Source organism: Bacteroidia bacterium (genome assembly GCA_033391075.1).
Taxonomy (GTDB): Bacteria; Bacteroidota; Bacteroidia; order J057; family J057; genus JAWPMV01.
Genome location: JAWPMV010000001.1, coordinates 2,839,470 through 2,852,097 on the forward strand (window position 1 = coordinate 2,839,470; position 12,628 = coordinate 2,852,097).

The 12,628-nt window shown below is 41.6% G+C and carries 7 protein-coding genes; 2 read left to right on the forward strand and 5 right to left on the reverse strand.

Going from position 1 to position 12,628, the window contains the following annotated elements; all coding sequences use genetic code 11:
* Positions 1-59: 59 nt before the first annotated feature.
* From R8P61_11475 to R8P61_11495, 5 genes are all read right to left on the reverse strand, one after another.
* Complete coding sequence (locus tag R8P61_11475) at positions 60-2,849, reverse strand: T9SS type A sorting domain-containing protein (GenBank protein ID MDW3647679.1); 2,790 nt, start codon at positions 2,847-2,849, stop codon at positions 60-62.
* Between the two features lie 871 nt (positions 2,850-3,720).
* Positions 3,721-5,325, reverse strand: coding sequence for a family 10 glycosylhydrolase (locus R8P61_11480; GenBank protein ID MDW3647680.1), 1,605 nt, complete (start codon positions 5,323-5,325; stop codon positions 3,721-3,723).
* Between the two features lie 44 nt (positions 5,326-5,369).
* Positions 5,370-6,179, reverse strand: a complete 810-nt coding sequence (murQ, locus tag R8P61_11485; protein MDW3647681.1) for an N-acetylmuramic acid 6-phosphate etherase — start codon at positions 6,177-6,179, stop codon at positions 5,370-5,372.
* Between the two features lie 13 nt (positions 6,180-6,192).
* Positions 6,193-8,109, reverse strand: coding sequence for a glucosamine-6-phosphate deaminase (nagB, locus tag R8P61_11490; GenBank protein MDW3647682.1), 1,917 nt, complete (start codon positions 8,107-8,109; stop codon positions 6,193-6,195).
* 24 nt (positions 8,110-8,133) lie between these two features.
* Positions 8,134-8,931 (reverse strand): DeoR/GlpR family DNA-binding transcription regulator, encoded by a 798-nt coding sequence (locus tag R8P61_11495; GenBank protein ID MDW3647683.1) that lies wholly within the window; start codon positions 8,929-8,931, stop codon positions 8,134-8,136.
* Between the two features lie 145 nt (positions 8,932-9,076).
* Here R8P61_11495 and R8P61_11500 point away from each other — a divergent pair, with 145 nt between their 5' ends.
* Positions 9,077-10,945, forward strand: coding sequence for a serine hydrolase (locus R8P61_11500; GenBank protein ID MDW3647684.1), 1,869 nt, complete (start codon positions 9,077-9,079; stop codon positions 10,943-10,945).
* 119 nt (positions 10,946-11,064) lie between these two features.
* On the forward strand, positions 11,065-12,540 hold the full coding sequence (locus R8P61_11505; protein ID MDW3647685.1) for an oligosaccharide flippase family protein: 1,476 nt from the start codon (positions 11,065-11,067) through the stop codon (positions 12,538-12,540).
* Positions 12,541-12,628 lie beyond the last annotated feature (88 nt).

Genomic DNA, 12,628 nt, shown 5'->3' on the forward strand with positions numbered 1-12,628 from the left:
AAAACAAAAAGACCACCCCTTAGGGTGGCCTCCTGATAATTCAGTTACTTATTCTAGTATTATTCTGTAATTATTAACTTCCTGACGAAGACCTTGTTATTTTCAAGGGTTAATCTCACCAGGTACATACCTGGTCGTAGTTTGTTTGAAGGAATCACTAATTCCTGAGATCCTACGACCGTATTTATCACTGAGTCGGATACAAGCGCGCCTTTGGCATCAAGGAGTTCACATGATACTCTATGAGGACTTCCGGCATTCATCTTGATCCTTGTAATTCCATTTGAAGGATTCGGGTAAACTTCTCCAATCAAGAGTTCATTCTGATCCAGTCTGATTGTTTTGATCAGAGCTGAGTAAGAGATCTCTCCGTCTGGCTTGACTTGTTTGATTCGATAGCTAAAGTATTTATTAGCCTCAATCGCATAGTCCGTGAAGTAATATTTATTTTCAAAGAGGTCCATTTCACTCAACATTCTCATGCCGATTGTTGTGAATTCACCTGCACCATCTTCTCTTTCTATTTCATAATACGTTCCATTATCCAATAGCTTTGATTCCCAACTCAGGTCAACATTTTTGCCAGAGATACTGGATACAAAATTGGTGATGCCTGTAAATAAACCTGTTCCAGTGGTGTCGCAGGTATTTGTTAGAGGCGGAGTTGTTTCGAAACAGTTGAAGATTGCAAAATCCAGTACTGTTACCTGAACCTGGCTTCCGTTTGGATAAACACCGAATCTATAGGTTCCTGCAGCTAAATTTGTAACACCCGGTGAACCAAGATTATCGAAGATCTGGAAGAGACTACCAGTTCCCTGGAAAGTAACTACCACCTCAAAGGTTGAATCATTGATACACTCTGTATAGGCAGTGTCTATAGAAACATCACATACAGGAACCGGTGTACAGTCTGCCGTAACAGGTCCGAGTGTTGAAGTACATCCTGCAAAACTTGAATCTGATACTGTGATGAATACATCGGTACTGTTGAAGTAATCACCGAACATATAGGTCCCCGGTCCTAATCCTGTCATGGGGGTTGATCCAAGATTGTCGGAGATACTGAAATTGTTGCCGATTCCGGTAAAGGTTACCATTACTGCAAAAGAAGTATCTGAGGCACACTCTGCTACCAGATCGGTAATAGTTACCGCACATGTATCTGGCGCACAATCCGCAGTGATAGGTCCAATGCTAGCCTGACAAGTACTATCAGAATCATCAGTAGCTGTGAATGAAACAGATACATTATTTAAGTAAGGTCCAAAGGTATAGGATCCAGCAGCTCCATTTTGGCTCATGCCCTGATTATCAGAAACAGTATAGTTGCCAGTTCCGCCCAGTATAAAGGACACTTCGAAAGTAGAGTCTGTCAAGCAATTGCTGTCAAGGCTATCAAGTGCAACATCACATACCGGAGGTGGTGGTGAACAATCCAGAGCTGGAGCTATTAAACTCTCCTGACAATTTGCTATGTCCGGATTTAAAACCACAATCAGGATATTCGAAAGATTATTTCTGTAAGGTCCGAAGGTGTAGGTTCCTGCAGGTCCAGTTTGAACTGGAAAGCCTTGATTATCCCGTACGGTCAATGTTCCTGCTCCAGAAACTATTACAGATACCTCGAAAGTAGAATCAGTAATACAGACAGAATAAATACTGTCTATGGCCACATCACATACTGGAGGAGGAGGCGCACAATCATTGCTGATCGGTCCTGCATTATCAGAACAGTTAGCAATAGACGCATCATTTGCAGTAAATGAAACGGGAGTATTGTTGGCATAAGGCCCGAAAACGAATACCCCTCCTACTCCATTTTGAGTTGCAGATCCCTGGTCATCACTTATTGTATAGTTCCCGGTCCCGGATACATATACACTTACTTCGAAAGTGGTATCGTTAAGACAAGTGCTTGAGAGGCTATCAATAGCCACATCACACACAGGAGCCGGAGTACAATCATTGCTAACTACATCAGCAGTGTCAGCACATGCTGCAATACTCATATCGCTGACGATGATTTCGACATTCGTATTATTGCTGTAGGAGCTAAACATATAAGTACCAGCGCTTAATCCACTTAAAGGAGATCTTCCCTGGTTATCAGAAATTTCGAATTGATTGCCAGTTCCGGTGAAGCTTACGCTTACATTAAAAGTAGAATCATTGATGCAGGTAGTAGTTACATCTGTGATTTCCACATCGCAGGTAGGCGCGCTACAGTCGCGATTAACGTTTACATCTCCGATACCTGTATAGGCCCCAGAATAAAAGAACCAACCGGAAAGACCGTCCATTGCATTTTTAGCATTGGCACCGATTCCCATTTGGAAACCATAGTCAAAGTTGGATGGTCTGTGGCTAAGATCAAGGGTATCCCCATCATAGAAGGTACCACCCACACCAATTAGCGTACTTCTGGTATCATCTAATTCGTAAAACAACCAGTCTTGCTGGTTTGCGGTAACTACAGATTGGGGAGCAAGTTCAACTTTCACTCCTCTACCTAAAGCGGTCCAGGTAGCGAAGTCCCTTTCATTGACCAACCAGATGTTTACATCCCATTGAAGATTGGGTTGAGATTCATGTTGAACTCTACCAGTTAGATTTGCTGTGCCGTCATTGAAGATTGTCAGGTTACCTCCCTGAGAATCAAACACAAAGCGCGGAGATGATGCTCCGGGTAGATTGTCTAAATAGATCGAATGGCCGTTAGATGCCTGGAAATTATCTAAGCTGCAAAGTTGACTTACCTGGGATTGGGCAAGGCTTGACACAGTGCCTAGCCAAAAGACCAGTATAAGGCTAATGAGAAATTGGGTAAAGCGGTATAATTGTACCATATCGTCAGTGTAACAGAGAACTTTACTGTCGCTAATAACAGAATAAAACCATAACTGAACTAACCAGCACAGAGTGCGGATCAGTATAAAATTTGGTGCTTGGTGGGTTTGACTGGATAAAAAGAAGGGACTAAAAAAGACTCCTGATGGGGTCAGGCATACTTATTTTTATCCGGATTTATAAAGAGCAGAATTTGAAACGAAATTACGCATACTATGGGAAATAAAAAAGTTTAGTATTAGATAATTTTTGACCCTATGCGTAAGTCGACTTTCCTATAATCTTTTACAGTTCACTATATATCAAAAAAAGGGCCAAAAAACTGTACAATTGGATCGAAAGACAGATTTTTATGTGCACCGCTTTTTATTCTTTTTATTGAATAATTGGTTAATCATTGATAATGAGGGAGAAAGCGCAAAATATGGACGTATTTATCGAAAAAAAATACAGCAAATTTTTCAAAAAAATAATTTCTCAATTTGTTAATTCGACTTTTTGAAAAGAAAAATCGCAAAAATTGTAGGAAATATTACCCAGAAAGCTCAAAGTGGAAATTCTCTGGATACTTAGTTGACAGCACAAAGGCTTCATGTAGAATAATTCAGGGAATTTGTACCAAAATCATCATTCATATTAGGAAAATGAGCCTGAATGAGGGCTTTTCATGTTGTCCCACTATTTCTTTTCGGGGTAAATTATTCTGAGAAAAATAAATGCGAACACATGAAACATTTACTCGGAGAAGGGATTCAAGCCTTGCTTTTAGTCAAATAGTTTTCTATCTTTAATTACCATGAAGGAAAAAACTAAACTACAAACTACTATTATTTAACTCCTGTCTTCTTTGTAATTAAAAACTAGGCGACCTTATCTCCCTCCCAAGGTCGCCTTTTCTTTTTTAGGCTTTTTAGGTGTCCTGCTCCACCTCCTCTGCGAGCGAAAATCACTAATCTCACTTTCATTTCCCAACCAGTCCACAGCAGTTATCGCATAGGTGTATTTTTTCAACCAACGAGTTTCCTCATCCAGATAATAGAGATCATTGGATCTCACGATGGTCTGTTGATATTCGGGCAAAGGCAAGGGGATTTTTCTCCCTTTATTTCGATAAACTACATAATACTTGATCTCTTTACTGGAAGCTTCAGAAGACCAGATCATGGCTACGCCTTTTGGATCTGAGTCTGTCTCCAGTCCATATGGAGCAAGTGGCGCTTCTGGCTCAAAACGCTTGGCATATGGAGTTAAGGAAGGATAGAAATAATGATTTTGCGAAAGGGAATCCATAATTCCCAATGGATTTGTTTTTAGCCACTTTGCACTAAAAAAAATGCTCCCGGATACTGTACGGAGATTCCGGATTTGCCGGATTTGCTCAGGAATTTCCTCTGGCTTACTCCAATTGATGTCCGAATTATTATCAATCTTATATAATGCCTGCCCTATGTATAATTTGGTCCTCTGTTTATTTCGCTCCCACCAATCCAACAATACCTCAAAATCGGCCGGGGCAAATCCCCTACTCCAGTATATTTGTGGAGCGACATAATCGATCCAGCCATTTTCCATCCACTTCAGGATATCCGCATATAAATCATCATAACTACTTTGCCCGCTGCGGGTATTTGATCCTTTCGAATCCTGAGAAACATTTCGCCAAACCCCAAAAGGACTAATCCCAAGCTCGACAAAAGGCTTAATGGCATATATACTATCGCTTACATCCCTGATAAAAGAGTTTATATTATCTCTCCGCCAGTCATCCAGCTCAAGATTGTCAGGATTAAATTGCTCAAAACTCAGGCTGTCATTGAGGATTTCTCCTTGAATTTTATAAGGATAGAAGTAATCATCGAAATGAATGGCATCTATGTCATATCGCCTGACAACATCACTGACAATTTCCATAATATACCTTCGGGCATAAGGATTTCCCGGATTGACATAGAGATTTTTTCCATAGGAAAAGGTCCAGTCAGGAAAGCGACTCCCAATATGCCCTTTAGGCAACTCTTTTCCTTCAAACCAGTCCAGATTCAGTCGGAAAGGATTGATCCACGCATGTAGTTCCAATCCCCGCTCATGGCAGGCATCAATAATAAAGGTCAAAGGATCATAGTAAGGAGCGGGTGCTTTCCCCAATTCCCCATTTAAATAGGAAGACCAGGGCTCAAATCGACTTTCATAGAATACTTCTCCTGCAGGTCTGATTTGAAAAATAACCGCATTCAGGCCCGCTTCTTTGCATCGGTCCAGCATTTCGAGAAGTTCTGCCTGCTGTTTTTCTGTGGAAAGTCCTGCTCGGGAAGGCCAGTCTATATTTTTGACACTTGCCATCCATATGCCCCTGAATTCTCTTTTGGGAGGATGGATTTGAGCTTTGAGAGATGGAATAAGGAGCGCAAAGCAGCAGAAAAAGAAAAACCCTTTTTGTAGAAAAGGGAAAGAAAAAAATCTGTAGACTAAAGACATATTACCCGTTTAGATTGCAATATAACCAATAGCCTACAGAAGCTTCAATTACCACCCGCATAGGCAGTTAATGCCTCCCGTACACTTCCATATCTTAACAATAGTTCTTTTGCAGAATCATAGTCCAGGCTGGTCTTTTCCATAATCATCCGACTTCCCCGATCTACAAGCTTCTTATTTGAAAGCTGCATATCCACCATCTTATTTCCAATTACATGTCCTAATTTGATCATCAGGGAGGTTGAAATCATATTGAGTACCAGTTTTTGTGCCGTCCCGGCTTTCATCCGGGTACTTCCTGTCACAAATTCGGGTCCCACAACCACCTCTACAGGAAACTCAACTTTAGCAGCCAGGGGAGTATCATAATTACAGGTAATACAAGCTGTTTTGATACCTCTTGATCTGGCTTCATCCATGGCCCCGAGGACATAGGGAGTTGTACCGCTGGCAGCAATCCCTATCACAAAATCCTTTTCATCAATCCCAATTTCCTCCAGATCTAACCATCCTTGCTCGAAACTATCCTCAGCATATTCCACAGCCTTATAAACAGCTTCCTTGCCTCCTGCGATCAAGCCCACTACCCTTCCCGGGTCTACTCCAAAAGTAGGTGGGCATTCTGAAGCATCTACAATCCCCAATCTACCACTGGTTCCACTGCCCATATAGATCAGCCTGCCTCCCATTTTCATGCAGACAAAAGCGGCCTCTATAAGAAGTTCAATAGGCCCCAGAAGTTTTGAGATAACTTCCGGGACCTTCTTGTCTTCCTGATTGATTGAGGACAACAAATCTGCTGTGCTCATTTTATCCAGTCCTTCATAATTTGAGGACTGTTCAGTTGATTTCATCTATTTGATCTATTCAAAAATGATAGCGAACAAAAGCTTCAATCGCTTCATACTCTGGCAAACCTAATGCATCATAGATCTGCGCAGTATTTTGATTTCTATCTTCTGCTCTTTGCCAGAATTCACGTGGATCATTGCCAGGAAAGAGAGCACTGTCTTTTTGAGATTGGTGCTTAAAAATCGCCTCTCTCTTTCTTCTCAATTCCTCAGGACTAATCGGAATAGCCATTTCAATTTCACTCACTGGCCATTCCTGCCATGCACCTCTGTATAACCATACCCAGCATTCTTTCAACCATTCCTCTCCTTTCAATCTATCCAGTGCTTTAAATATAGCATCTAAACAAACACGGTGGGTTCCATGAGGATCAGAGAGGTCTCCCGCTGCAAAGATTTGCTGAGGCTTTACCTTCTGCAACAGGTCTACGATCACCTGAACATCTTCTTCTCCTATAGGCTTCTTCTTAACTCGCCCCGTTTCATAGAAAGGCATATCCAGGAAGTGAACATGCTCATCTTTCACCTTGCAATAGCGACATGCTGATTTTGCTTCTCCTCTTCTAATGAGTCCTTTGATTTGTTGCAATTCTCTCGAATCAGGTTGCCCCGGCACTTTACTATTGAGGAAATCGCGACTATCCGTATAGAGTTTCTCTGCTTCTTTGGAGTTTTGCCCAAAGGATTTACTGAAATCCAGTGCAAAGTCGATAAAACGCATAGCAGCATCATCAAATACAGCTATGTTTCCAGAAGTCTGATAGGCTACATGTACTTCATGTCCCTGATCAACCAGTCTCAACAAAGTTCCTCCCATAGAGATCACATCATCATCCGGATGGGGACTAAAAATCAAACTTCTTTTTGGGAATGGATCTTTTCTTTCTGGTCTATGTGTATCATCGGCATTGGGTTTCCCTCCAGGCCAACCCGTGATCGTTCTCTGCATTTCATTGAATACGCGGATATTAATTCCATAGGCAGCTCCATGCTCAGCAATCAGATCTCCCATCCCATGCTCATTGTAGTCCTCATCTGTAAGTTTCAGGATAGGCTTTCCTAATTCCTGGCAAAGCCATACTACCCCGAGTCGGATCATTTTATCATCCCATACACAAGGTCCTACCAGCCAGGGAGCTTTACTCCTTGTCAATTCAGCTGATGCAGCTTCATCAAGCAGGATCTCTGCGTTTTCATGTTTTTGGAGAAAAGTAGCAGGAATCAATTCTGTAATTTCTCCCTCTACAGTCTCTTTTATAATAGGTGCTTTTCCCTCACCCCATGCAAGGAGAAGTACTGCTTTGGCTCTCATGATCGTTCCCACGCCCATCGTAACGGCTCTACGAGGCACATTTTCCTCTGCAAAGAAATCACTGGCTGCATCCCGAATGGTAATACGGTCCAGGGCAATCATACGGGTACGAGAGCTAATGGAAGAGCCCGGTTCATTAAATCCAATGTGGCCGGTACGACCAATCCCCAGCAACTGTATATCAAGGCCTCCGACTTCTTCGATCTTCTTTTCATACTCCAGGCAAAACTTATCGATTTCTTCCAGGGGCAAAGTACCATCAGGGATATTCACATTTTCTCTTTTGATGTCTACCCTGTCAAAAAGGTATTCATTCATAAAGCGGTGATAACTCTGAAGAGCATCTGGCTCCATGGGGAAATACTCATCCAGGTTAAAGCTGATAACATTCTGGAAGCTCAGGCCTTCTTCTTCATGCATACGCACGAGTTCATTATACACCCCTGTAGGAGTCGAACCCGTAGCGAGTCCCAGAACCGCCATTTCTCCTTTTTGGGCTTTATGGCGAATGAGGCTGGCAATTCTACCTGCAACTTCTTTAGAAGCGATGGAAGAATTTTCATAAATCCTCGTTGGGATTTTTTCAAATTGATAGGTAGTAGATGGATGAACTGCTAACATGTTCAAATTAATTTTTGAGAGTAATTATACGGTTTGAATGCCTATACCTTCATAAGGATCTAATCTTTGATCCCCATCAGGCAGACAACTAATGATCTTATGTAATTTTTGAGTCTCCCCTATTTTATAGGGATTGACAGTTTCAATTTTTTCGGGTATTAATAAACTCAGCACCTCAGCAGCGGCATTGATCATGGCCCGCTTCACCTGGGTTTCTTCCCAGTCTATTTCTGTGATGCCGATTTGATGATGAATACTCCTTATTCCCAGGAAGCACTGATCTGCATGCAAGCCGCTAAAAGTCTTTATGGCTTCCTCTCCAACGGTAACCTGAGCCTGTTTCAACACTCTCCCGCCAGCAAAGATTACCTCAATTCGGGGATGATCGGCTAGTTCACTGGCAATCGGGATACTATTGGTGAAGACAGTAGCTGATAAACTTTTAGGTAAAGCTTTTACCAGTTCCAGATTGGTAGTTCCGCCATCGATGATGACTACCGAATTATCTTTTACAAATTCAGCTGCCTTACTGGCAAGTTGTCTCTTTTGATCGAGAGCATATACTTCCCGGTCTTTATAGTCAAAAGGATTTAAACTGAGAGAAATTGCTCCTCCATGCACTTTTTTCAATTGCCCCTTATCAGACAACTCTTTCAAATCCCTTCGGATGGTATCCTCCGAAACAGCAAGAACCTCACTTAATTCAAGGGTGAGAACTTTTTGATTCTTTTGAATGGATTCCAGGATGTAAGTATGTCTTTCTTCTTTTAGCATAAGAGAATTCACTTTCAATTCATGCAAACTCCTGCAAGTATACTGCATTTTTCTGAGCTTTTATGCATTTTTTTGCAAATTTTATCAGAATTTAATCTTTTCTTAACCTAAATCGCTGCTTTTTTCTCCCCGATTCCTGCAAAAACATGCAAAAGCCTTCCAATTAAGGCAGGCATTTAGTTATTTAGGATTCATGAAGGTTCCTACTCATTCTTTGATCCTTTACCTGCTCCTGTTCCCATCCCTTATCTTTTCCCAGGAAATCCTAAACACTTCCCTGAGCCTAAATGAGCTAGAGAAGAAAAAGTCAGAGGTCGTCCTATTGAAAAATCAGGGGGAACTTCTGCCAATTTCAAATTTGCAGGAAAAGCGCATCCTGCACATTTCTTTTGATACAAAGGGCAAGGATTTTTTTCAAAATAGCCTGGCTTTATATGCCCCGGTCTTGAATATCCGCATGCGTCTGGCCGATCTGCCCAAGAGGATGGACCGAATCAGTGAATTGGCCAGTGCTTCCAATTTGATCATTCTTAGCCTACATAATAGTGTCTCCTATAGCGGCTTGACAACAACAGAACGCCTGGCTATTCGGGATTTTTGGGAAAAGTTGTATAAACGCCCGCATACGATTACCACATTTTTTGGATCAGAAGAAGAGCTTCAAAAACTGGACGTACTTAGTCAGTCTCCGGTACTCCTTTTCTCTCCTTCAGAACATCCCATCAATCAGGAATTTTGTGCCCAGATCATTTACGGGGCAATTTCTTCCCAGGGAAGACTGCGAAAAGACGTGGGCCGGGTATTCCATAAAGGCAATGGACTCAGAACTACCGGAGATATTCGTCTCAGCTATAATAAGGCAGAAGCCGTTTCCTGGGATTCGGAGAGACTTAAAAGAAGAATTGATTCCTTGATAGAAATGGCCATGGATTCTATGGCCTTTCCGGGTTGTCAGGTAGTAGTTGCCAAAAACAATCAGGTGATTTTCAATCAGAATTATGGGCACCATAATTACGAAAAGACACGACCAGTTAAAAGCTTTGATGTCTATGATCTTGCCTCTGTTACCAAAATCTCAGCGGCTCTTCCAGCCATCATGTTTCTCAAGGATGAGGAAAAACTAAGAATAGATGACCCTTTGTCAAATTACTGGACAGACTTTATAAAATCTAATAAACGGGACCTTCAAATTCGTCCCATCCTGGCTCATCAGGCCGGATTGATTCCTTATATAGTTTTTTGGGCAAAGACTCAGAAGAAAAATGGGAAATTCAAAGGAGGAACCTTCAAACGAGACTCCAGTGATACCTATAATATAAAGGTGTATAAAGACCTTTATATGAATCAGAAGTATCGAAAGAAAATGTACAAGGCAGTGAGAAAGTCTGATGTTGACTCCAAACAGGGCTATGTGTATTCAGGATTGAGTTTTCTGTTGTATCCCCAAATTGTAAAGAATCTCAGCGGCATGGATTTCGATCAATTACTGAATGAGCGATTTTATGATCAACTAGGAGCTGGAAGATTGGATTTCAATCCCTGGAAAAAAATCCCGATCAATGAGATCATTCCGACCGAATATGATAGCTTGTTTAGAAAAGAAATGGTTCATGGCTATGTCCATGATGAAGCAGCAGCTATGATGGGAGGAGTTTCCGGGAATGCAGGTCTTTTTTCCAATGCAAATGATCTGGCCAAGCTTATGCAGATGTACCTCAACATGGGAGAATATGGAGGGGAGAGATATATCAGCCGGGAGACAATGAAAGAGTTTAGCAGCTATGCCTATAAAAAGGATGACAATCGGAGAGGATTGGGATTTGACAAACCCCCATTGGATGGAAAGAGCAGCTATATCTCCAAAGACGCATCTTCCCTTAGTTTTGGCCACTCTGGATTTACGGGAACATTTACCTGGGTTGATCCTAAACACAAACTGGTTTTGGTCTTTCTTTCCAATAGGGTTCATCCGACAAGAAATAACCGAAAGCTTTACAGTTTAAAAATCCGAGAAAAACTACATCAAATTCTCTACGATGAGATAAACTGGGTAAATAAGTAAAGCATATACTCGAACTTCATGTACGGAAAAATGATAAGGTCCTGCAAATCCTCAAAATGCCTCCTGACTTAGGAAAACTTTTATCAACTTAGCAGAAATTTAGTGTAAAACGATCACCAATGGGGGTTCTAAAGAAATTAGCTGGACATACCTTTATCTATGGAAGTAGTACGATTCTCAGTCGTCTACTCAATGTCCTGTTTCTCCCCATTCTTACCAATCGTTTCAGCACAGGCATTTATGGAATCTATGCGAACCTTTATGCCTGGATTACTGTCTTCAATGTCTTCCTGACTTTTGGCATGGAAACCACCATGTTTCGCTTTATTCAAGACCAAAGTGATCCCAAAAAGGTATACAGCCAGGCTTTCTTTTTCGTATTGGGTTTACTTCTTGTGTTTATGGGGATCGCTATTCCCCTTCATACCCATATCGCAAGCTGGATGAACTATGAAGGCAAAGAGCATTATCTCCTGCTTTTGTTTGCGATCATTTCTCTGGATGTCCTGGCTGCAATCCCTAAAGCTATGCTAAGGCATAAGGAGCGAGCTGCCTGGTTTGGGATCATCATGCTGGTAAATGTGATTATCAACCTCAGCGCCCTCCTCATTTTTATTGTTTGGCTGGATCTGGGAATCGAATATGTCTTCGTAGCAAATATAATAGCTGCCTCTCTTGTGCTGGCATTATCCCTTTGGAAAAACCTACCGGCTTTGCCTAGCTGGGACTTCAAGCTCTTGCGAGAAATGCTGGACTATGCTTTTTTCATTATGATAGCTGGACTCGCAGGCATTATGAATGAAACCCTGGACAGAATCATGATTCCCCTTAGGTGGCCAGAAGGCGGAGTCTTTGAGGGATTAGTTCAAACAGGCGAAGATTTAAATGGGATTTATGCCGCGAATTATAAAGTTGCTATGTTCATTGCACTTGCAACTACAGCTTTCAGGTATGCAGCGGAACCCTTCTTTTTTAAAGAAGCCGGAGAAAAAGATTCTCCCAAAACCTTCGCAAGGGTCTTTCATTACTTTATGATGGCCAGTCTTGCGGGTTTCCTCCTGATTAGTTCTTTCGCTCCAGAAATCATGTCTTTCAATTTATTTGGGTTGCTAAACCGGACCTTTGTACCGGAAACCTATTGGTCTGGCCAGAAAGTGATTCCCATTTTGCTGCTCGCTTATGTGTTTAGCGCAGCCTATATAAATATTTCCATTTGGTTTAAAATTACCAAGCAGACTCGTTTCGCTATTTTGTTTACAGGAAGTGGTGCATTGGTAACCGTATCCGTCCTCTTCTTTGGAATTCCTACTTATGGATATATGGCAGGAGCCTGGGCTACCCTGCTTTGTTATCTCTTGATGAGCAGCATGGTTTATTTTGTCGGTCAAAAATATTATCCCATTCCCTACAAAATAAAGCGACTTTGTATATATGGTGTTATTGTACTAGGGGCTTTCTTCCTCAACCACAACATTGGCGCTACTGATGGCTTTTTTCTGGCAGGACTTAGTAAGTTCCTCATCTGCGCTGCAGCTTTTGGATTGATCTTTTTTGTAGAGAAAAAGTACCCGCCCATATGGAAAGGCAAGTCATAGAAAGGTATTTCACAAATAGACCCAATAATTTCTTTTCTTCTTTAAGCTTCTAAGACTATATTTGTGAGGCAATTAAATAAATGGATGG